Source organism: Rhodoferax sp. GW821-FHT09E07 (assembly GCF_059416145.1).
In genome coordinates, this window is sequence record NZ_JBWKOP010000001.1 from 558,649 (window position 1) to 578,653 (window position 20,005).

General features: G+C 60.9%; 19 protein-coding genes. 12 read left to right on the forward strand and 7 right to left on the reverse strand.

Annotated features, from left to right (window positions below):
- The 3 genes from pheA to gyrA all read right to left on the reverse strand — a co-directional run bounded on the left by pheA (nucleotide 1) and on the right by gyrA (nucleotide 4,945).
- Complete coding sequence (gene pheA, locus AC07OE_RS02725) at nucleotides 1-1,083, reverse strand: prephenate dehydratase (protein WP_495069022.1); 1,083 nt, start codon at nucleotides 1,081-1,083, stop codon at nucleotides 1-3.
- A gap of 10 nt (nucleotides 1,084-1,093) precedes the next feature.
- Nucleotides 1,094-2,221 (reverse strand): 3-phosphoserine/phosphohydroxythreonine transaminase, encoded by a 1,128-nt coding sequence (gene serC, locus AC07OE_RS02730; RefSeq protein WP_495069023.1) that lies wholly within the window; start codon nucleotides 2,219-2,221, stop codon nucleotides 1,094-1,096.
- A gap of 84 nt (nucleotides 2,222-2,305) precedes the next feature.
- Nucleotides 2,306-4,945: a DNA gyrase subunit A gene (gyrA, locus tag AC07OE_RS02735; protein ID WP_495069024.1), complete on the reverse strand. Its 2,640-nt coding sequence runs from the start codon at nucleotides 4,943-4,945 to the stop codon at nucleotides 2,306-2,308.
- 235 nt (nucleotides 4,946-5,180) lie between these two features.
- Between gyrA and ompA the strand changes: the two genes are divergently transcribed.
- The 3 genes from ompA to AC07OE_RS02750 all read left to right on the forward strand — a co-directional run bounded on the left by ompA (nucleotide 5,181) and on the right by AC07OE_RS02750 (nucleotide 7,272).
- A complete protein-coding gene (ompA, locus tag AC07OE_RS02740; protein WP_495069025.1) occupies nucleotides 5,181-5,819 on the forward strand; it encodes an outer membrane protein OmpA in 639 nt (212 codons plus the stop codon).
- Between the two features lie 71 nt (nucleotides 5,820-5,890).
- Nucleotides 5,891-6,610: a bifunctional 2-polyprenyl-6-hydroxyphenol methylase/3-demethylubiquinol 3-O-methyltransferase UbiG gene (gene ubiG / locus AC07OE_RS02745; RefSeq protein WP_495069026.1), complete on the forward strand. Its 720-nt coding sequence runs from the start codon at nucleotides 5,891-5,893 to the stop codon at nucleotides 6,608-6,610.
- Nucleotides 6,607-7,272 carry an HAD family hydrolase gene (locus tag AC07OE_RS02750; protein ID WP_495069027.1) on the forward strand — a complete coding sequence of 222 codons (666 nt, stop codon included), beginning with the start codon at nucleotides 6,607-6,609 and terminating at the stop codon, nucleotides 7,270-7,272. The genes ubiG and AC07OE_RS02750 overlap by 4 nt, the downstream gene beginning before the upstream one ends.
- On the opposite strand, the gene arfB is transcribed toward AC07OE_RS02750, so the two are convergent.
- Together arfB and AC07OE_RS02760 are read right to left on the reverse strand one after the other, a co-directional pair.
- Complete coding sequence (gene arfB / locus AC07OE_RS02755) at nucleotides 7,269-7,673, reverse strand: alternative ribosome rescue aminoacyl-tRNA hydrolase ArfB (protein WP_495069028.1); 405 nt, start codon at nucleotides 7,671-7,673, stop codon at nucleotides 7,269-7,271. The two genes, AC07OE_RS02750 and arfB, sit on opposite strands and share 4 nt — an antisense overlap.
- Nucleotides 7,674-7,699: 26 nt before the next feature.
- Entirely contained in the window at nucleotides 7,700-8,620 is a 921-nt protein-coding gene (locus tag AC07OE_RS02760; RefSeq protein WP_495069029.1) for a PfkB family carbohydrate kinase, read from the reverse strand.
- A gap of 284 nt (nucleotides 8,621-8,904) precedes the next feature.
- Here AC07OE_RS02760 and AC07OE_RS02765 point away from each other — a divergent pair, with 284 nt between their 5' ends.
- Together AC07OE_RS02765 and AC07OE_RS02770 are read left to right on the forward strand one after the other, a co-directional pair.
- Complete coding sequence (locus AC07OE_RS02765) at nucleotides 8,905-9,342, forward strand: RbsD/FucU family protein (RefSeq protein ID WP_495069030.1); 438 nt, start codon at nucleotides 8,905-8,907, stop codon at nucleotides 9,340-9,342.
- Between the two features lie 37 nt (nucleotides 9,343-9,379).
- Nucleotides 9,380-10,054, forward strand: coding sequence for a transaldolase family protein (locus AC07OE_RS02770; protein WP_495069031.1), 675 nt, complete (start codon nucleotides 9,380-9,382; stop codon nucleotides 10,052-10,054).
- Nucleotides 10,055-10,070: 16 nt separating this feature from the next.
- Here the strand turns inward: AC07OE_RS02770 and AC07OE_RS02775 are convergent, their stop codons facing one another.
- Both AC07OE_RS02775 and AC07OE_RS02780 read right to left on the reverse strand, forming a co-directional pair.
- On the reverse strand, nucleotides 10,071-10,778 hold the full coding sequence (locus AC07OE_RS02775) for a DUF2726 domain-containing protein (RefSeq protein ID WP_495069032.1): 708 nt from the start codon (nucleotides 10,776-10,778) through the stop codon (nucleotides 10,071-10,073).
- Between the two features lie 77 nt (nucleotides 10,779-10,855).
- Nucleotides 10,856-12,385 (reverse strand): DUF3369 domain-containing protein, encoded by a 1,530-nt coding sequence (locus tag AC07OE_RS02780; RefSeq protein WP_495069033.1) that lies wholly within the window; start codon nucleotides 12,383-12,385, stop codon nucleotides 10,856-10,858.
- Nucleotides 12,386-12,454: 69 nt separating this feature from the next.
- Here AC07OE_RS02780 and AC07OE_RS02785 point away from each other — a divergent pair, with 69 nt between their 5' ends.
- The 7 genes from AC07OE_RS02785 (at nucleotide 12,455) to ntrC (ending at nucleotide 19,910) form a co-directional block, all read left to right on the forward strand.
- Nucleotides 12,455-13,204 (forward strand): 16S rRNA pseudouridine(516) synthase, encoded by a 750-nt coding sequence (locus AC07OE_RS02785; RefSeq protein ID WP_495069034.1) that lies wholly within the window; start codon nucleotides 12,455-12,457, stop codon nucleotides 13,202-13,204.
- A gap of 4 nt (nucleotides 13,205-13,208) precedes the next feature.
- Complete coding sequence (locus tag AC07OE_RS02790; protein WP_495069035.1) at nucleotides 13,209-14,069, forward strand: EI24 domain-containing protein; 861 nt, start codon at nucleotides 13,209-13,211, stop codon at nucleotides 14,067-14,069.
- On the forward strand, nucleotides 14,066-14,875 hold the full coding sequence (locus AC07OE_RS02795; RefSeq protein WP_495069036.1) for a competence/damage-inducible protein A: 810 nt from the start codon (nucleotides 14,066-14,068) through the stop codon (nucleotides 14,873-14,875). Before AC07OE_RS02790 ends, AC07OE_RS02795 begins: the two co-directional genes overlap by 4 nt.
- Nucleotides 14,876-15,099: 224 nt before the next feature.
- Nucleotides 15,100-16,515, forward strand: a complete 1,416-nt coding sequence (glnA, locus tag AC07OE_RS02800; RefSeq protein WP_495069037.1) for a type I glutamate--ammonia ligase — start codon at nucleotides 15,100-15,102, stop codon at nucleotides 16,513-16,515.
- Between the two features lie 184 nt (nucleotides 16,516-16,699).
- The gene (locus tag AC07OE_RS02805) at nucleotides 16,700-17,200 is read left to right on the forward strand and encodes a hypothetical protein (RefSeq protein WP_495069038.1); all 501 of its coding nucleotides are present in this window, start codon (nucleotides 16,700-16,702) and stop codon (nucleotides 17,198-17,200) included.
- 51 nt (nucleotides 17,201-17,251) lie between these two features.
- Nucleotides 17,252-18,328 carry a nitrogen regulation protein NR(II) gene (gene glnL / locus AC07OE_RS02810; protein WP_495069039.1) on the forward strand — a complete coding sequence of 359 codons (1,077 nt, stop codon included), beginning with the start codon at nucleotides 17,252-17,254 and terminating at the stop codon, nucleotides 18,326-18,328.
- 28 nt (nucleotides 18,329-18,356) lie between these two features.
- The gene (gene ntrC, locus AC07OE_RS02815; RefSeq protein ID WP_495069040.1) at nucleotides 18,357-19,910 is read left to right on the forward strand and encodes a nitrogen regulation protein NR(I); all 1,554 of its coding nucleotides are present in this window, start codon (nucleotides 18,357-18,359) and stop codon (nucleotides 19,908-19,910) included.
- Nucleotides 19,911-20,005 lie beyond the last annotated feature (95 nt).

Below are 20,005 nucleotides of genomic sequence, written 5' to 3' on the forward strand. Positions count from 1 at the left end.
TCAGTCGGCCAGCGGGTAGGTTCCCAGCACCTTGTAGAAGGCACACAGGCTGGACAAGTCTTTCAGGGCCGCCGCCACATGGGGTTGGGACGGGTGGCCTTGCAAGTCGATGTAGAAATAGTATTCCCATTGGCCGGAACGTGCCGGCCGGGATTCAAAGCGTGTCATGGACACGCCGTGGCGTTTGAGCGGCACCAGCATGTCGTGCACGGCGCCGGGTTTGTTGGGGACCGACACCACGAGGCTGGTGCAGTCCTTGCCGGAAGCCTCGGGCGCGGGCAGCACGCTGGGCAGGCAGACCACGACAAAGCGGGTGCGGTTGAAGGCTTCGTCCTGGATGGCGTGGGACGCAATGTGCAGACCAAACTCGGAGCCCGCGCGTTCGCTGGCAATGCCGGCCCAGGCCGGGTTGCTGGCGGCCAGGCGCGCACCCTCGGCGTTGCTGGAGACCGCGCGGCGCTCGGCGTTGGGCAGGTGGGTGGTCAGCCACTGCTGGCACTGCGCCAGCGCCTGGGGGTGGGCCAGCACCACTTCAATGCCGTCCAGCGACGCGGTGCTGCGCAGCAGATGGTGGCGCACCAGCAGGCTGATCTCGCCCACGATGTGCAGTGGCGAGTTCAGCAGCAGGTCCAGCGAGCGTGTCACCACGCCCTCGGTGCTGTTCTCTACGGGAATCACGCCAAATTCGGCCGAACCCGCGGTGGCCGCGTGGAACACCTCGTCAAAGTTGGCGCAGGGCACATGGGTGATGCTGGAGCCGAAGAAACGCAGGGCAGCCTCTTCGCTGAAGGTGCCTTTGGGGCCCAGGTAAGCCACGCGTTGTGGGGCCTCCAGGGCGCGGCAGGCCGACATGATCTCGCGCCAGATTACGGCCACGTTTTCACTCTTCAGTGCGCCCTGGTTGGCCTGCTGCAGCTTGGCGATGACCTGGGCTTCGCGGTCAGGGCGAAAAATGGCAGAGCCATCGAGTTTTTTGACTTCTCCAACCTCGTTGGCCAGTGCGGCGCGGCGGGAGAGCAGGGCCAGCAACTCCTGGTCGACGGCGTCGATCAGGACTCGGAGTTCGGGGAGGGTGCGTGCCATGGTGGGTGTCTTAGCCGTGCGTGCGTTCGAACTCTTGCAGGTACTGCACCAGCGCCTGCACACCTTCCAGCGGCATGGCGTTGTAGATGCTGGCGCGCATGCCGCCCACCGACTTGTGGCCCTTGAGCTGCAGCAGTCCGGTGGCCTTGGCACCGGCCAGAAAGGCGTCGTTCAGCGCTTCATTGCGCAGGAAGAACGGGACGTTCATGCGCGAGCGGCATGCGGGGCTTACCTTGTTGAAGTACAGGCTGCTGCCGTCAATGGCCTTGTAGAGCAACTCGGCCTTGGCGATGTTGCGTGCTTCCATGGCTGCAATGCCGCCCTGGCGCTTGAGCCATTGGAAGACCAAGCCCGCCATGTAGATCGAATAGGTGGGCGGGGTGTTGTACATCGAGCCATTGTCGGCCACCGTCTTGTAGTCAAATGCGCTGGGGCAGACGGGCAGGGCATGGCCCAGCATGTCTTCACGCACCACCACCACGGTGACACCCGCGGGGCCCAGGTTCTTTTGGGCACCGCCAAAGGCCAGTCCCACCTTGCTCCAGTCCACCGGGCGTGAGGCTACATGGGACGAGAAGTCAATCACCAACTCGGCGTCGGAACCCAGGGCCTTGAGATCGGGCAGGGCGTGAAATTCGATGCCGTTGATGGTCTCATTGGTGCACAGGTGCACGTAGCTGGCATTCGGGCTGAGCTGCCAGGTGGCGGCGTCGGGAATGTGGGTGAATCCCTCAGGCTTGCCCGTGGCCACAGCCTTGGTGTGGCAGAACTTGGCAGCTTCCTTGAGCGATTTGTCGCTCCAGCTGCCGGTGACCACAAAGTCCGCCGTGCCTGGTTCGCCGGCTGGCGCGCGCAGGGCGCTCAGGTTCAGCGGCACGATGGCATTTTCTGCCAGCCCGCCACCCTGCATGAACAGGATCTTGAACTGCGGGGGCACGGCGAGCAGTTCGCGCAGGTCGGATTCCGCGGTCTCGTAAATGCTTTGAAACTCTTTGCCGCGGTGGCTCATCTCCATCACACCCATGCCACACCGCTGTCCGCTGGCATCGGGCCAGTTCAGCATCTCGTCGGCGGCTTGCGCCAGCACTTCCTCTGGCATGGCGGCCGGACCGGCCGAGAAATTGTAAGGACGTTGCATTCGCAGGTTTATGGGTTAAATAGGGCGCTAGCCCCCGTTAAATATGCGCCAGCAGCTATCAATTCAGGAGCGTATGCAAAGGGCTTATGCGCCCTCGGCCTCTTCGCCCGCATCCTCACCCGGTTCTGCATCGGCCGGATTAGCGTCGTTTTCCACAATACGTTGCAGGCCGCTGAGCTTGGAGCCTTCGTCCAGCCCAATCAGCGTCACACCCTGTGTCGCACGGCCCAGTTCGCGGATTTCGGCAACACGGGTGCGTACCAGCACGCCCTTGTCGGTGATCAGCATGATTTCGTCGTCCGCATGCACCAGCGTGGCGGCCACGACCTTGCCGTTGCGCTCGCTCTGTTGAATGGCGATCATGCCCTTGGTGCCACGACCATGGCGCGTGTACTCGGTGATGCTGGTGCGCTTGCCATAGCCATTTTCGGTGGCCGTCAGCACGCTTTGCTGTTCGTCCTCCGCGACCAGCATGGCGATCACGCTTTGGCCGGCTTCCAGCGACATGCCGCGCACACCGCGGGCGTTGCGGCCCAACGGACGCACATCGTCTTCGTCAAAGCGCACAGCCTTGCCGCCGTCGCTGAACAGCATCACGTCGTGCTTGCCGTCGGTCAGCGCGGCACCAATCAGGTAGTCGCCCTCGTCCAGGTTCACGGCAATGATGCCGCCCTTGCGCGGGTTGTTGAATTCGTCCAGTGCGGTCTTCTTGACCGTGCCCATGCTGGTGGCCATGAACACATATTGGTCGGCCGGGAAGGTGCGTTTCTCACCGGTCAGTGCCAGCACCACGGTGATCTTTTCGCCCTCTTGCAGCGGGAACATGTTGACGATGGGGCGGCCGCGTGAACCGCGTGAGCCCTGTGGCACTTCCCAGACTTTGAGCCAGTACAGGCGACCGCGGTTGGAGAAGCACAGGATGTAGTCGTGCGTGTTGGCCACGAAGAGCTGGTCGACCCAGTCGTCTTCCTTGGTGGCGGTGGCCTGTTTGCCACGGCCGCCGCGTTTTTGCGCACGGTATTCCCCCAGGGGCTGGCTCTTGATATATCCGCTGTGGCTCATGGTCACCACCATGTCGGTGGGCGTGATGAGGTCTTCGGTAGACAGGTCGAACGAGGAATGCTCGACCAGGCTGCGGCGGACGCCCAGCTTGCTTTGGCCGAATTCCTGTTTCACATGGCCCAGTTCTTCGCCAATGATGGTCGAAACGCGCTCGGGCTTGGCCAGGATGTCCAGCAGATCTTCGATCTCCGCCATGACTTCCTTGTACTCGGCGATGACCTTGTCCTGCTCCAGTCCCGTCAGGCGTTGCAGGCGCATTTGCAGGATTTCCTGCGCCTGCGTTTCGGACAGGCGGTACAGACCGTCGTTGCCCATGCCGAATTCTTTTTCCAGACCATCCGGACGGTAGTCGTCGGCATTGACCACACCGCCGTCGGCACGCGTGCGGGTGAGCATTTCGCGCACCAGCTTGCTGTCCCAAGGGCGATTCATCAGCTCGACCTTGGCCACAGGCGGCGTGGGCGATTCGCGGATGATGCGGATGAACTCGTCGATGTTGGCCATCGCCACGGCCAGACCTTCCAGCACGTGGCCGCGTTCGCGCGCCTTGCGCAGGTTGAACACCGTGCGGCGTGTCACCACTTCGCGGCGATGGTTCAGGAAAACCTCGATCAGGTCCTTCAGGTTACACAGCTTGGGCTGGCCATTCACCAGCGCCACCATGTTGATGCCGAAGGTGTCCTGCAACTGCGTCTGCTTGTACAGGTTGTTCAGCACCACCTCGGGTACTTCGCCGCGCTTGAGTTCGATCACCAGGCGCATGCCGGACTTGTCGGATTCGTCCTGGATGTGGCTGATGCCTTCGATCTTCTTCTCGTGCACCAGTTCGGCCATGCGCTCCTGCAGCGTCTTCTTGTTGACCTGGTAGGGCAGCTCGTCGACGATGATGGCTTGGCGCTGGCCCTTGTCGATGTCCTCAAAGTGGCATTTGGCGCGCATCACGACGCGCCCGCGGCCCGTGCGGTAGCCGTCCTTGACACCATTGATGCCGTAAATGATGCCGGCAGTGGGGAAGTCGGGTGCCGGGATGATTTCCATCAACTCGTCGATGGATGCGCTGGGGTTTTTCAGCAGATGCAGGCAGGCATCCACCACTTCGTTCAGGTTGTGCGGCGGGATGTTGGTGGCCATACCCACGGCAATGCCGCCCGAGCCGTTGACCAGCAGGTTGGGAATGCGGGTGGGCAGCACCAGGGGTTCTTTTTCGGATCCGTCGTAGTTGGGTCCGAAATCGACCGTTTCCTTGTCCAGGTCCGCCAGCAGTTCGTGCGCAATTTTTGCCAACCGAATTTCGGTGTAACGCATCGCAGCGGCGTTGTCGCCATCCACCGAACCGAAGTTGCCTTGGCCGTCGACCAGCATGTGGCGCATCGAGAAGTCCTGCGCCATGCGCACGATGGTGTCGTACACCGACTGGTCACCGTGGGGGTGGTACTTACCGATCACGTCGCCCACGATACGCGCCGACTTTTTGTAAGCCCGGTTCCAGTCGTTGTTCAGCTCGTGCATCGCGAACAGCACACGGCGGTGCACGGGCTTCAGACCGTCCCGCGCATCAGGGAGGGCGCGGCCCACGATCACGCTCATGGCGTAGTCAAGGTAGCTCCGGCGCATTTCCTCTTCAAGGCTGATGGGCAGGGTTTCTTTGGCGAACTGGGTCATGGATGGTGGCAGGCTATGTCAGGGACAGCCTTTGATTCTACGGCCGCCGAGCTGTGGCTTGAGAGCAACAAAGCACCCGATAGGCGGCTAGGGAGTTACAGGGCTGATACGGATGTATCAAAAGCCTATGTGCGCTATGGCACAATGGCGCGAACGTCTCTGGTGCACAATTACTTTGGGCGTCACATAAATAGTCGCAGCGTTGCTGCAGTTTGTCTCGACAAAGGAAGGTCTCATGAAACAATTGAACAAAGTCGCAATCCTCATTGCAACAGCCGTTTTGGCCACTGCTGCTGGTGCGCAAGAAATCCACAACTGGCGCAATGTCTCCGGTGACGTTTGGAAAAACACATCCGGCGAATGCTGGCGCGATGCTAGCTGGACCCCCGCTACGGCCGCTCCTGGTTGCGACGGTGCCATCGCTGCTCCCGCGCCTGCCGCTGCAGCTCCTGCCGCTCCCGCAGCCGCAGCTCCTGCCGCAGCAGCCCCCGCAGCCGCAGCTCCTGCTGCCGCAGCAGCCAGCAAAGTGACTTACGCAGCTGATGCGTTCTTCGATTTTGACAAGGCTGTGTTGAAGCCTGAAGGCAAGGCTAAGCTGGACGATTTGGTCGGCAAGGTCAAGGGCATCAACCTTGAAGTCATCATCGCTGTCGGCCACACCGACTCGGTTGGTTCTGACGCCTACAACCAAAAGCTTTCGGTTGCACGTTCTGAAGCTGTCAAGGCTTACCTGGTGTCCAAGGGCATCGAAAAGAACCGCGTGTACACCGAAGGCAAGGGCGAGAAGCAGCCTGTTGCTGACAACAAGACCAAAGAAGGTCGCGCCAAGAACCGCCGCGTGGAAATTGAAGTTGTTGGCACTCGCGCCCAATAACTGGACCATTCCATGGTTTGTGAAAAAACCCGCTTCGGCGGGTTTTTTCTTGTCTGTGCCACCATTACCTTATGACCACTACCTTGAACGCTGATCCGGCCGAGCTGGCCAAGTTTTCCGAGTTAGCCCACCGCTGGTGGGATATGGACAGCGAGTTTCGGCCGCTGCACCAGATCAATCCGTTGCGGCTGGGTTGGATCCAATCCATGTGTGCGCTGCGGGGGGGGCAGGCTTTGGATATCGGTTGCGGTGGCGGCATTCTGGCCGACTCCATGGCCCGTCAAGGGGCTGACGTGCTCGGGATTGACCTCTCGTCCAAGGCGCTCAAGGTGGCGCAGCTGCATGCGCTAGAGGCGCAAACGGCGCACGTGGCGTACCGTGAGGTGAGTGCCGAAGCCCTCGCGCAGGAGAAGCCAGCCAGCTTTGATGTGGTGACCTGCATGGAAATGCTGGAACACGTGCCCGATCCCGCGTCCGTGGTGCAAGCCTGTGCCACCCTGGTCAAGCCCGGTGGCTGGGTGTTTTTCTCAACCCTGAACCGCAATGCCAGCGCATTTTTGCAGGCGATTGTGGGAGCGGAGTACCTGCTCAACCTCTTGCCGCGTGGCACCCACGAATACGCCAAGATGATTCGCCCCAGCGAGCTGGCGGCCTACTGCCGACGCGCCGGGTTAGAACTGCAAGCCACCCAGGGTCTGGGCTACAACCCGCTGACTCGGCGCTACGCATTGAGTGCCAATACCCAGGTGAACTACCTGTTTGCCACCCAAAAACCTCTGGAAGCCCGATGACCCGTTTTGCAGGACCGATTGCGGCGGTACTTTTTGACTTGGATGGCACGCTGATTGACAGTGCCCCTGATCTGGGGGCAGCAGCTGATCTGATGCGCGTAGGTCGTGGATTGCCGTCGTTGCCACTGGAGCACTACCGTCCCATGGCTGGCGCTGGCGCGCGCGGCATGCTGGGCGTGGCGTTTGGCATCGGGCCGAGCGACGCGGGCTATGAGGCCTTGCGCGATGAGTTCTTCGCCAACTACGAGCGCTGTATGACCGAGCGCACGTTTGCTTTTGACGGAGTTCCGCCCTTGTTACAGGCCATCGTCGAGCGTCGGTTGCTATGGGGCGTGGTGACCAACAAATCGGCGCGCTTCACCGAGCCGCTGGCAGCGGCCATGCCTTTGTTTGCCTCGGCCAAGGCCATTGTGAGTGGCGACACCACGCCGCATGCCAAGCCGCATCCGGCGCCGCTGCTGGAGGCGGCTCGGCGTCTGGGCGTGGCCCCCGCGCATTGTGTATACGTTGGGGACGATGAGCGTGACATTGTGGCCGGGCGGGCGGCGGGCATGTACACCGTGGCTGCCACCTATGGCTATCTGGGGGCCCAAAGTGACACCCTGGCCTGGGGCGCGGATGCGTCCATCGCCAGCCCGGAGGCTCTGTTGGATCTCCTCTAGTCTTCGCCTCGTCCACGTTGGGCCTTGATGGCCGATCGCTGCGCCTTGGACTGCAGCCGGCGTTGTTTGGCGGCGTAGGTGGGCTTGGTTGCTTTGCGGGCTTTTGGCGGATCAGCCACGCTGTTGACCAACGTGTGCAGGCGCTCAAAGGCGTCAAACCGGTTCAGCTCTTGGGTGCGAAACTGCTGCGCCTTGATAACCAGCACACCATCTCGCGTGATACGGCTGTCCGACAGTTGCAGCAGCCGCTCCTTCACTTCATCCGGAAGGGACGATGCAGGAATGTCGAAGCGCAGATGGATGGCGCTGCTGACTTTGTTGACGTTTTGCCCGCCCGCGCCCTGGGCGCGGATTGCCGAGGTTTCCACCTCGGTTTCCTGGATGGTGATGCGTGGGGCCATTCACCAACCTTACCACCCCTCGCGGTTTACACCGCCGCCACAACTTCGCCATAGCGTGGCGGCTGGCATCCTGCGCGGCTGCAATTGATAGCCGCGGCCTGCATCGCTTCTTTCAGTGTGGTCCCTACGCGTTGGGCAGCGTTCACCGGATTCAGTGCCCAGTCACCCAGGCAATTGCCCCAGAAGGTGTCACCTGCGCCTACCGTGTCCACAACCTGGGTGGCCGGCACATCGGCTTCAGCCCACATCCCGTCCACGCCCAGCCAGGCACCATCGCCCCCAAATGTGAGTGCAATGCGGCTGGTGCCCTGCGCAGCGAAGTGTGCGGCGATACGCGCACCGTCCGTACGCCTGGGTTCAGGAAAGCCCAACAACTCCAAGTCCTCGTCGCTGGCCTTTAGCCAGTCAGCCATGGCTGCAACGGTCCGCACGGCCTGCACGTAGTCCGCCAGATTTGCGGCTAATTTGGGGCGAAGGTTGACATCCACGCTGATGGTCCAGCCAAGCGCCTTCGCGCCTCGCAGGATGGCCAGCACTTTATGGTGTTCGGGAGGAACCAGCAGCAGTGAGCCGGTATGCAGCACGCCGGTGGGCTGGTCTTGCAGACGCTGCAGCACTGACTCCACGGTGTAGTCCCGGTCCGCAATGCCTTCACGGTAAAAGCCGTAGCTGGGCTGTCCGTGGTGGATTTGCACCACTGCCAAAGAGGTGGGCAGGGGGCTGGGGGGCGACAGCACCTGCACACCATCGCTGCGCAACTGCGCCTGCATGTGTTCACCGAACTGGTCGGCCGACAAGGGGTTTACATAACCCACTGCAGCACCGCGCAACGCGGCGGCGCGGGCCAGGTTAAACGGGCTACCGCCCATGAAGGGGCGCAAGCTACCATCGGCCTGGGCCACACAATCCATCAAGGCCTCACCCAGTACCCATATCGATGCAGTCATTGTTCTCTCAGATTGGTTGATGCGCTTCGTCTGGTCTGTACCAGCGCGCTGCGCAGCTTAAACCGGCGCAATACCTGTGACCACGCCTGATTTGGCAAAAAGTAATACCTATTTTGCAGTGGCAGCGAGAATAACGCAGTTTCGTTTAAATAAATCAAGTAGTTTTACTAATATGATTTCGTATCAGGGTCTGGCATGCTCCAGCCCTGACGTAAACAGGCTATCGGTGTCCGTGCAGATTTTTGCGGTGCACGCGTTGGCCCCCATTTAAGGAAGATTGCGCTATGTTGAAGGGAATAGATCCTTTGCTGACTCCGGAGTTGCTCATGCACCTTTCGGCCATGGGCCATGGAGAGTGGGTGGCCGTGGTGGATGCCAATTTCACGGCGGACTTTTTGAGCGCGGGCAAGCCGCTGGTACGCCTGCCCGGCCATTCGCTGGAACGGGTGAGCAAGGCTGTGCTGTCGGTGATTCCGCTGGCGGAAGATGTGGCGTGTCCAGCTGCCTACATGCGTGTCAGCCACCAGCCTTTGGAGCACCGCACGGCTGCCCAGCAGGCGGTGGTGGACTGGCTGCAGCAGGAAGGATTGCCCGAAAGCCGCGTGGAACCGGTTGAACGCTTTGCCTTCTATGACAAGATCAAGGGTGCCAGCCTGATTGTCCAGAGTGGCGAGGCGACTGCCTATGGCAACGCCATGTATTGCAAGGGCGTGATCCTCTGAGCCCCAATTTGGGGGCGTTGAACAAAGGAATTTGGGTGTGAAAATTTACCTTGACTCGGCGCAGGTGACGAGTTGGATCCTGCCTGCCGGTTGCCCTGCTGTGCAGGGCGTGACCACCAACCCCAGCTTGGTGTTTCAGGCCGGTCTCCCCGTCACGTTGGCGTCCTATCTGGGCTTGGTGCAGGCAGTTGCTGACCACGGTTTTGCCGAGCTGATGCTGCAATTGCCCAGCGCGGACCTGACAGACGCCGCGCGGTGGCTGAATGCGCTGCGCAATGCGGCCGACGCTGCGCGCGTGCAGCTCACCATCAAGCTGCCGTGTGCCGCGGTGTGGGAGCCCTGCATTCGCCAGGTTCGAGAGTCTGGGCAGGCGATTTTGTTGACAGGACTCTCCAATCCAGTGCAGCTACTCTGGGCGCGTGACATGCGAGCCGACTACGTTGCGCCCTATGTGGGGCGCTTGGCCAACGACGGGCGCAATGTCTGGGCGCTGATGCAGGCCTGTGTGGCACTGCAGGGGCAGGGGCCGCAATTGCTGGCTGCGAGCATCAAGTCGCCCGAAGTATTGGCCCAACTGATCGGGATTGGGGCGGCTGCCGTGACCCTGCCACCCGCCAGTCTCGCGGCATGGTCCACTGATGCGCTCACGCAAGCGGCCATGGCGCAGTTCGACCAGGATACCCAGGCCAGCCTGGCACTTGGCGCGCGCTAGTAGCGCGCCGCTAGATTCAGGCCGCGTGGTCGTTCACGCGGCTGTCCAGCGGACTGACAAAGGAATTGATTTCCCAACCCGAGGCCAAGCGGCTTTCCGGGAAATCGGATGCTGGTGCGGCTTCCAAAGGCGTCAAGCCTGAGGGAGTGCCCTCCGCGTCCTTGCTCTGCCGGCGCCGGGTGACCACCGCGTGCAGGTGGTCGCGCACATCCTGGAAGCGGGATTCCAGCGGTTGACTGCCCGTGACATGTGCTGCCTGTTCGCCCAAAAAGGCGGCTCGAATCTGGCTCAGGTGCGGCAGGTTGGCGGGGTCCACCACCCAGTAGCGGATATTGCATTGGTCCAACAAGCTGTGTTTGAGGGTCTGGTTGCCCATGGACAGGCCGTGCGGGCCAATCACGTCAATGCAGCCCACCACCTTGCCATCCAGTCCGCAGATGGTGAAAGTGCAGTACACCCCGTTCAGGATCTTGTACCAGTGCGTCGCCTCGGTCTGCTTGGCAGGGGCGGTGAAGCGGGTGACGGGGAGTTTGATGAGGATGTGCTGGTCAAACATCACCTTGGTGAGCCAGATCCAGACGCGCCGTTCCTGGGAGTTGACCAAGGGACGGGTTTTAAGGGGCCAAACCGAGGGGATACGCCGCCGCTGGCGTTGCTGGTAGCGGTCCCACCCCCAATACAGGGCGGCCCCCAGCGCGATACCGACTACAAGAGAAAGCAACATCACGTTCCACCCTGAAAGTTAAGCCGTCTTTGCGGCTCTGTAATTGGGTAAAAGTTTACCGTGCTTTTGCGATTTGGTCAGTTTTTGTAAATCTTCTCGACTTCTGCGCGGTGCGTGTTCACCAAAGCTACCAGGCTGGGGTCAAAGTGCCGGCCGGCCTCAGCGTTCAGGTAGTCCAACGCCTCAGCCAGAGGCCAGGCCTTCTTGTAACAGCTGGCGCTGGCCAGCGAGTCCAGCACGTCGGCCACGGCGGCAATACGCCCAGGCAAGCTGATGGCGTCGGCCTTGAGGCCTTGTGGGTAGCCCGTGCCGTCCCAGTGTTCGTGGTGCTCATGGGCTATTTGCGCACCCAAGGCATGTACGCGCGACCGTGAACGCGAGAGCAGGGCGTGTCCCTCGCCGGCATGGGTTTTCATGGTCTCCCATTCTTGCGCATCGAGTGGACCGGGCTTGGTGAGGATGTGGTCAGGAATGCAGACCTTGCCCACATCGTGGAGCGTGGCCGCCACCCGCATGAGCTCTACCTCGTGGTCACTGGCACCCAGCTTGCTCACCAGCAACGCGGCCAGATCACCCACCCGCTGGGGGTGCAGGGATGACTCGTTGCAGCGCCGCTCGATGGCGCCGCTGAGCAGGCCGATGGTGGAGCGCTGTACCGCCTCGGTGTCCTCGCGCAGCAGCAGGCCGTCGTAGGTGATGGCCACGTTGCGCGAAAACAGCTCCAGCAACTCGCAAGCCTGGTCATTGATGGGTTCGTCAAACTCCATGTAGATCAGGCTCTCGCTGCCGGCCTTGGTCTTGAAGTAGCCTGCGTAGTGCTGCTCTCCATGGTGGCTGGCTTTGTCACGCAGCGCGCGGGCAATGGCGTCCTGCACGCTGCGCGGCAGGTTGCTCACTTCCTCGTCCACCATGAGCTGCGAATAGGCCTCGGTGGCTGCCAGTACCTTGAGCTGGCCTTCGTTCGAATTCGCTGTGTAGGCGGACACGCGGCTGGCGCAAAGGCCCTCACCATTGAGGTCCAGCAGGAAATTGACCTGCTCCAGCACGGCGGAGGCAAAGCCTCGCAGGTTGCGCGAATCACAGACTTGGCTGATAGCTTCGATGGAGCGGCGCAGACCCAGGCGGGCGTGCTCGATGCGCATCAGGTCGCGGTAGGCGCGCAGGCCAGCGTAGAAGACCGTGATCAGCTTGCGCCGGGTGAGGTCGGTTTTTTCCTTGTAGTCGTTGATGTCGTAGTCGCGGATCACCTGCTCTTCAGGCGCCTGGCCTGGCTGGCCGGTGCGCAGGATGATGCGCACGTTCAGGTTGCCCAGCTCTTCACGGATGTGGCGGGCCAGATCCAAGCCAGCGTGTTCGGTTTCCATCACTACGTCCAGCAGGATCAGCGCAATGTCCGTGCGTGTGGCCAGCACGGTGCGGGCTTCGGTGGCGCTGTAGCAGTGGGTGAACTCCAGGCGGCGGCCGTCCATCTCGAAGTCCGACATCACCAGCTTGGTGACTTCGTGCACGGCGGGTTCGTCATCCACCACCAGAACCTGCCAAGGCACCAGCCCCTTGCGGGTCACGGGTTCTGCTTGCTCGTCACTAAACACCAGATCATCAGACATGTGTTGGTTGCTCGCTAAGAGATGGGTGGACAAAGTTTAAATCGGATTGTGGCTGCGATACTACGGTCCATGCAGCTTCAGGAAATACTCTATTCGCAGGGCTTTGGCACGCGCCGGGTGTGTGCGGGTTTGATCCAACAGGGTCTGGTGCAGGTCTACATGCCAAATGACACGCTAGCCCCCGTCGCCATTGAACAAGCAGCTACTGAATTTGTAGCAGAGGGTTTGCGTTTCAAGGTGCAGGGTGTGGAGTGGCAGTACTTCGAGAAGGCCTACATCGTGCTGCACAAGCCAGCTGGTACGGAGTGTTCGCAAAAGCCCTCCACCTACCCCAGCATCTACACGCTGCTGCCATCTCCGCTGCGCACAAGGCCGCAAAAAGCCGCTGTGCAGGGCGTGCAGGCTGTAGGCCGGCTGGACCAGGACACCACGGGCATGCTGCTGCTCACCGACGACGGTAAGTTCATCCACAAAATGAGCTCTCCGCGCCACCATGTGCCCAAGGTGTATGACGTGACAGTGAAGCACCCGTTGGATGAAAAGCAGGTTCAAAAGCTGTTGGCTGGCGTGGTGCTGGACGATGACCCCAAGCCCGTGCGCGCCGCCGCCTGTGAGGCTGTGGGCGAGTTCCACTTGCGCCTGACCCTGACGGAGGGCAAGTACCACCAGGTCAAACGCATGGTGGCTGCGGTCAGCAACCGGGTGGAAGGGCTACACCGTTCCAAAATCGGTGGCATGGCTTTACCGGCCGATCTCGCGCCTGGTCAGTGGCGGTGGCTGAGTGCCGATGAATTGGCTGCCGTGCAGGCGGTGGGCTAGAACCATGAACGCCATGCTCGATGCCTTCTGGCGCTCGGTGGCGTACTGCCTGCACCCACGGGTGATTGGCCTCTCGCTGTTGCCGCTGCTACTCATGATCGGGCTGATTGCCGGGCTGGGCTATTTTTTCATGGACGCCGCGCTGGCGGCCGTACAGCGCATGCTGGAGTCCTCCGACCTGCTCAACAGCCTGTGGGCATGGCTCGAATCGGCAGGTGCGGGTAAATTGAAAACCGTACTGGTCCCGCTGATCGTCATCGCTGTGGCCACGCCCCTGATTGTGATGGCCTGTCTGTTGTTGGTTGCCATGCTGATGACGCCACTGATGGTGCGCCTGGTCACCCGACGCCGTTTTCCACAGCTGGAGCGCACCGGCGGTGCTTCCTACGCTTTCAGCATCGTCTGGGCCTTGGGCTCCACAGTGCTGGCGCTGTCGGCCATGCTGCTGTCCGCGCCGCTGTGGTTTGTGCCTCCGCTGGTACTGATCGTACCACCGCTGATTTGGGGCTGGCTGACCTACCGCGTGATGGCGTTTGACGCGCTGGCCGACCATGCCACGGCCGAAGAGCGCCATACCCTGTTCCAGCGCCACCGCTGGTGGCTGCTGGGCATGGGCGTGTTTGCGGGATACCTGGGGGCCGCGCCCAGCCTGGTCTGGTCCGTGGGTTTTGTGGCCGTGGCCATGGCGCCATTCCTGATCCCCATTTCCATCTGGCTGTACACCCTGGTGTTTGCTTTCGCGTCGCTGTGGTTTGCCCACTACTGTCTGGCGGCGTTGCAGCAACTGCGCTGGGAGCGCGCCCAGGTGCCACCTGCGCCACCCCAGTCACCTGAATTGCCCGTCAACCCTCTGGAGCTTGCATGAACGTTGGTTTGGTCATCATCGGAGACGAAATCCTGTCGGGCAAGCGTGCCGACAAACATTTGTCCAAAGCCATTGAGCTGTTGGGCGAGCGGGGTTTGCAGCTGGCCTACGCAGACTATGTGGGTGACGACCCCGAGCGCATCACCCAGACCTTGCAGCGTGCGTTTGCCTCGGGCGACGTGGTGTTCTCATTTGGTGGCATAGGTGCAACACCCGATGACCACACGCGCCAGTGCGCGGCGCGTGCGCTGGGCGTGCCACTGGAATTGCACCCGCAGGCCGAGCAACTGATCCGCGAGCGCATGCAGGACGTTGCCATGGAGCAAGGCTTGCCCTACGAGCCTGATCGCGCCGACAACGTGCACCGCCTCAACATGGGCATGTTTCCCCGCGGTGCGGCCATCATTCCTAACCCCTACAACAAGATCCCCGGCTTCAGCTGTGTGGGGACCCAATCCGGCGGCGTGCACTTTGTTCCCGGCTTCCCGGTGATGGCCTGGCCCATGGTGGCATGGGTGCTGGACCAGCAGTACGCGCACCTGCACCGCCGCCAGGGTTGGCTGGAGCGATCTGTGGTCGTTTTTGGTGCCATGGAGTCCACCCTGACTCCCTTGATGGAGGCGTTGGAGCGCCGCCACGCGGTCAAAGTGTTCAGCTTGCCCAGCGTGGACCACCCGGAATGGGGGCGCCACATCGAGCTGGGTGTGAAGGGTGAACCGGCTGCGGTGCAACTGGCGTACGCGGGTCTGCTGGAAGGGCTGAATGCACTGCAGATGTCGCTGGGCCCTGAGTTGGTGCGAGGCTGATTCTGCACAGAACTAGTGCGCACCAACATTGCACCAATATGGTGCAATGTTGGTGCAAAAGGCGGTTACACGGCTGCATCTTTGCGGTGCGCCACCCTAAAACGCCGGTTTCTCAGGGCAGAATACGGCGGTTTCTCTAAATTGCCCAGCTGGCGGCTTTTGGCACAAAAGCTGCATTGAAGACGGGGCAATTCTTTTTTACAACCGTGCAACAGGAGTATTTGATGGCCAAGACCGTCGCAGACGTGATGAAGATGGTGAAAGAGAACGAAGTCAAGTTTGTTGACTTCCGTTTCACCGATACCCGCGGTAAGCAGCAGCACACCACCGTGCCTGTCTCGCATTTCGACGAAGACAAGTTCACCTCCGGCCATGCGTTCGACGGTTCTTCCATCGCCGGCTGGAAGGGCATCGAGGCTTCCGACATGTTGTTGATGCCCGATCCCAACACGGCCAACATCGACCCCTTCTTCGAAGAAACCACCATCATCATGAACTGTGACGTGGTGGAACCTGCTGACGGCAAGGCCTACGACCGCGATCCCCGTTCCATCGCCAAGCGCGCAGAAGCCTACCTGAAGGCTTCCGGTATCGGCGACGCAGCCTACTTCGGTCCTGAGCCAGAATTCTTCATCTTCGACGGCGTGCGCTGGAGCACTGAATCCAACAACACCTTCTACGAAATCGACGAGTACGAAGCACCTTGGAACACTGGTTCCAAGCTCGAAGGCGGCAACCGCGGCCACCGTCCCACAGTGAAGGGCGGCTACTTCCCCGTGCCTCCAGTCGACAGCACGCAAGACATGCGCGCAGAGATGTCCCTGATTCTCGAATCCCTGGGCATCCCAGTTGAAGTGTTCCACCACGAAGTGGCGGGCGCTGGCCAAAACGAAATCGGCACTAAGTTCTCCACCCTGGTGGAACGTGCTGACTGGACCATGCTGCAAAAGTATGTGGTGCACAACGTGGCCAATGCCTACGGCAAGACCGCCACCTTCATGCCCAAGCCTTACCACGGTGACAACGGTTCCGGCATGCACGTGCACCAGTCCGTGTGGAAAGACGGCAAGAACCTGTTTGCTGGCGACGGCTATGCCGGTCTGTCTGACTTCGCGCTGTACTACATCGGCGGCATCATCAAGCACGCACGTGCCCTGAACGCTATCACCAACCCCGGTACCAACAGCTACAAGCGCCTGGTTCCTCACTTCGAAGCTCCGGTCAAGCTGGCGTACTCCGCCAAGAACCGTTCCGCTTCCATCCGCATCCCGTTTGTGGCGAACCCCAAGGGCCGTCGCGTGGAAGCCCGCTTCCCCGATCCATTGATGAACCCCTACCTGGGCTTCTCGGCCCTGTTGATGGCAGGTCTGGACGGTGTGGAAAACAAGATCCATCCCGGCGAAGCAGCCACCAAGGATCTCTACCATCTGCCTCCCGAGGAAGATGCCAAGGTACCAACCGTGTGCCACAGCCTGGACCAAGCGTTGGAGCACCTGGACAAGGACCGCGGCTTCTTGACCAAGGGTGGTGTGTTCACCGACTCTATGATCGATGCCTACATCGATCTGAAGATGCAAGAAGTGACCCGTTACCGCATGTCGGTACACCCTGTCGAATACGACATGTACTACTCCCTGTGATTTCCGCTGCCTCTGCGGCAGTGGTTTTCTGTAGAAAGGACGGCGCAAGCCGTCCTTTTTTTTGCAAACACACCGATACAGATTTGTGTCCAATTGGCAGGGATACTGGTGGCGGTTTTGTTTTTGGGCACTTTTTGGCGCATACTGAATCCACCGCCAGGCACCCCGTTAGCGCGGACACAGCATGAATACCCATTCTTTGATTTTTTTGATAGCTTTTGGCTCGCTTTCCGGCGCGTTCGCGCAGGAGCGCATTTACCGTTGTGGCAACGAGTACACCAACACGGTGTCCGAGGCCCAGGCGAAGAACTGCAAGTTGATCTCAGGCGGCAATGTCACCGTCGTGCAGGCACAAAAGCCTGGTACGAAAGTCGCTTCAGCAGCGCCGAGCCCGGCGCGTGTGGATTCACCCGATCAGCGTGCCAAAGATTCGGATGCACGGCTGATTCTTGAGGCGGAACTCAAGAAGGCTGAAGCCAAGCAGATCGAGCTGCTCAAGGAGTACAACAACGGTGAGCCTGAAAAGCTGGGTCCTGAAACCCGCAACTACCAGAAGTACCTGGACCGCGTGGCCGAACTCAAGGCCGCCATTGCCCGCAACGAGAGTGACATTGCCGGTATTCGCCGCGAGCTGGGCCGTGTGCCCGGTGGGGCTACGGCCCAGTCTGCGCCACTCGCCAAATAGCGGTGCCGCGGTTGTGTGGCCCGGCTGGCTGCGCCGTATTTGACTATTTCCATGCCCGTGACCCGCACAGACCCTATCCCCGAGCGTTTCCAATCGTTTGACCTGCTGGCCACCCTGGTGGCTGTGGTGTATGCAGATGCCTCCGTGCAGTTTTCCAACGCTGCGCTGGAAGATGCGCTGGGCACTTCGCGCAGAACCATTGTGGGTTCCAGCTTCGCGGATGTATTCACGGAGCCGGCCGCCTTGCAAAGCGCGCTGGAAGGGGCCGCAGAAAACGCTTTTGCGGCCTTGCGCTATGACGCCTGGCTCAAGCGCGCGGCGTTGGACCCCATGCCGGTCCACGTGATTGTCACGCGCACTGAGTTCTCCGAAGAAATCATCATCGAGATGGTGCCTCTGGAACAGCAGACCCGCCAGGACCGCGAAGAGCGTCTGGCTGAGCAAGCGCAGACCAACAAGGAACTGATCCGCAACCTGGCCCATGAGATCAAGAACCCCTTGGGTGGTATCCGTGGCGCAGCACAGTTGCTCGAGATGGAGATGGAGTCGCCCGAGCTGACCGAATACACCCAGGTCATCATCCATGAGGCAGACCGTCTGCAAAGCTTGGTGGATCGGCTCTTGGCACCCCATCGCAGGCCCCACCTGGTGGGCGACGTGAACATCCACGAAGTGTGCGAGCGTGTGCGCTCGCTGATCATGGCCGAATTCCCGCGCGGTCTGCGTGTGGTGCGTGACTATGACACGTCGATCCCGGAATTTCGTGGGGACCGAGAGCAACTCATCCAGACGGTATTGAACATCGCCCACAACGGCTGCCAGGCCTTGTCAGAGCGCATTGCCGCGGGCGATGCACGGCTCACATTTCGCACGCGTGTAGCCCGTCAGGTAACGTTCGGTAAACAGCGCTATCGGTTGGCATTGGAATTGCATGTCATCGACAACGGACCTGGTGTGCCAGATTCGATCAGAGACCGCATTTTTTATCCGCTGGTGTCGGGCAGAGAAGGTGGTTCGGGGCTGGGGCTGACATTGGCGCAAACCTTTGTTCAGCAACACCACGGTTTGATTGAAGTGGATAGCGTGCCAGGCCGAACGGATTTCAAAATACTGATCCCGTTACCGTAAACACAAAAACACAAGGGTGCGCCACAACATGAAGCCGATTTGGATCGTAGATGATGACCAGTCCATCCGCTTCGTGCTGGAGAAGGCGCTGCTGCGTGAGCATCTGCCCACACGCAGCTTTTCCAATCCACGCGATGTACTGAGTGCCCTGGCCACGGCCGCGGACGATGAGGGCCCCCAAATTCTGGTGAGCGATATTCGCATGCCAGGCGGATCCGGGCTGGATCTGCTCGACAAGGTCAAGGCCAAACACCCCGGTTTGCCCGTCATCATCATGACGGCATTTTCCGATCTGGACAGTGCTGTAAGCGCCTTCCAGGGCGGTGCCTTTGAATACCTGCCCAAGCCGTTTGACCTGCCCAAGGCGGTGGAGTTGATCCGCCGTGCGGTGGAAGAAAGCCAGCGCGAAGAGGTGGCCGAAGAGCGCATGGCCGAGTCCCCCGAAATGCTGGGCCAGGCACCCGCCATGCAGGACGTGTTCCGTGCGATTGGCCGGCTGAGCCAAAGCAACGTCACGGTCATGATCACTGGCGAATCGGGCTCCGGCAAAGAGCTGGTGGCGCGTGCGCTGCACAAGCATTCGCCGCGCGCCGACGGCCCCTTTGTGGCCATCAACACCGCGGCCATTCCCAAGGACCTGCTGGAGAGCGAACTCTTTGGCCACGAGCGCGGTGCCTTCACCGGAGCGCAGACTATGCGCCGCGGCCGCTTTGAGCAGGCTGATGGTGGCACGCTGTTTCTCGATGAAATTGGCGACATGCCGTTTGAGCTGCAAACGCGTTTGTTGCGCGTTTTGAGTGACGGACATTTCTACCGCGTGGGTGGTCACAGTGCCGTCAAGTCGAACGTGCGCGTGATTGCGGCGACCCACCAGGACCTGGAGCAGCGCGTCAAGGATGGCGTGTTCCGTGAGGATTTGTTCCACCGCCTCAACGTGATTCGTCTGCGGCTGCCTGCTTTGCGTGAGCGCAAGGAAGATGTGGCCATGCTGACGCGCCACTTCCTGCAGCAAAGCGCCAAGCAACTGGGCGTGGAGCCCAAGCGAATTTCCGATACCGCGCTGGCTTGGCTGGAAGGCTTTGGCTTCCCCGGCAATGTGCGTCAGCTAGAGAACATCTGCCACTGGCTTACGGTGATGGCGCCGGCGCAGGTGATTGAACGCAAAGATCTGCCGCCCGAAGTGAGCATGGGCCGCGAGGGCTCGGGCCTGCCAGCGCCTGCGGCAGCACCGGTGCTGACGGCCTCCTCCGAGGTGCTGGGCAAAGATGGCTTGGCGTATGCGGTTCCTTCTGTTGTTGCTCCCGCCATGGAGTCAGAGCCTGATCTCTCCCACGTGCTGGCCCGTGCCGCCGCGGCCCATGGGCCGCTGGAGGGCTGGGAGGCCGAGCTGGAAACCGAGGCGGTGGCACTGTTGGGTTCGGGCCAGGCCGATGTGTGGGATACGTTGACGCGGCGTTTTGAGTCACGCCTCATCCTTGCCGCCCTGGCGAACACCAAGGGGCGCCGAATTGAAGCTGCGCAGAAACTCGGCATTGGCCGTAACACTATTACGCGCAAGATCCAGGAGCTGGGTCTCGAATAGTCGATACGTGTTTTAGGCTGCTAGCCCCCGTGGAATATGCGCGGGTAGCTCCTGAAATGATAGTAAAAAGGCCCGTGTCGTGCGGGCCTTTTGCC

Bases quoted from the DNA above. Each gene is read 5' to 3' on its own strand.
- ompA (WP_495069025.1), top strand. From the start codon at position 5,181: ATGAAACAATTGAACAAAGTCGCAATCCTCATTGCAACAGCCGTTTTG.
- glnL (WP_495069039.1), top strand. From the start codon at position 17,252: ATGCCCGTGACCCGCACAGACCCTATCCCCGAGCGTTTCCAATCGTTT.
- gyrA (WP_495069024.1), bottom strand. From the start codon at position 4,945: ATGACCCAGTTCGCCAAAGAAACCCTGCCCATCAGCCTTGAAGAGGAA.
- pheA (WP_495069022.1), bottom strand. From the start codon at position 1,083: ATGGCACGCACCCTCCCCGAACTCCGAGTCCTGATCGACGCCGTCGAC.
- AC07OE_RS02765 (WP_495069030.1), top strand. From the start codon at position 8,905: ATGTTGAAGGGAATAGATCCTTTGCTGACTCCGGAGTTGCTCATGCAC.
- arfB (WP_495069028.1), bottom strand. From the start codon at position 7,673: ATGGCCCCACGCATCACCATCCAGGAAACCGAGGTGGAAACCTCGGCA.
- AC07OE_RS02805 (WP_495069038.1), top strand. From the start codon at position 16,700: ATGAATACCCATTCTTTGATTTTTTTGATAGCTTTTGGCTCGCTTTCC.
- ubiG (WP_495069026.1), top strand. From the start codon at position 5,891: ATGACCACTACCTTGAACGCTGATCCGGCCGAGCTGGCCAAGTTTTCC.
- AC07OE_RS02785 (WP_495069034.1), top strand. From the start codon at position 12,455: ATGCAGCTTCAGGAAATACTCTATTCGCAGGGCTTTGGCACGCGCCGG.
- ntrC (WP_495069040.1), top strand. From the start codon at position 18,357: ATGAAGCCGATTTGGATCGTAGATGATGACCAGTCCATCCGCTTCGTG.
- AC07OE_RS02795 (WP_495069036.1), top strand. From the start codon at position 14,066: ATGAACGTTGGTTTGGTCATCATCGGAGACGAAATCCTGTCGGGCAAG.
- AC07OE_RS02780 (WP_495069033.1), bottom strand. From the start codon at position 12,385: ATGTCTGATGATCTGGTGTTTAGTGACGAGCAAGCAGAACCCGTGACC.
- AC07OE_RS02750 (WP_495069027.1), top strand. From the start codon at position 6,607: ATGACCCGTTTTGCAGGACCGATTGCGGCGGTACTTTTTGACTTGGAT.
- AC07OE_RS02790 (WP_495069035.1), top strand. From the start codon at position 13,209: ATGAACGCCATGCTCGATGCCTTCTGGCGCTCGGTGGCGTACTGCCTG.
- glnA (WP_495069037.1), top strand. From the start codon at position 15,100: ATGGCCAAGACCGTCGCAGACGTGATGAAGATGGTGAAAGAGAACGAA.
- AC07OE_RS02760 (WP_495069029.1), bottom strand. From the start codon at position 8,620: ATGACTGCATCGATATGGGTACTGGGTGAGGCCTTGATGGATTGTGTG.
- AC07OE_RS02775 (WP_495069032.1), bottom strand. From the start codon at position 10,778: ATGTTGCTTTCTCTTGTAGTCGGTATCGCGCTGGGGGCCGCCCTGTAT.
- serC (WP_495069023.1), bottom strand. From the start codon at position 2,221: ATGCAACGTCCTTACAATTTCTCGGCCGGTCCGGCCGCCATGCCAGAG.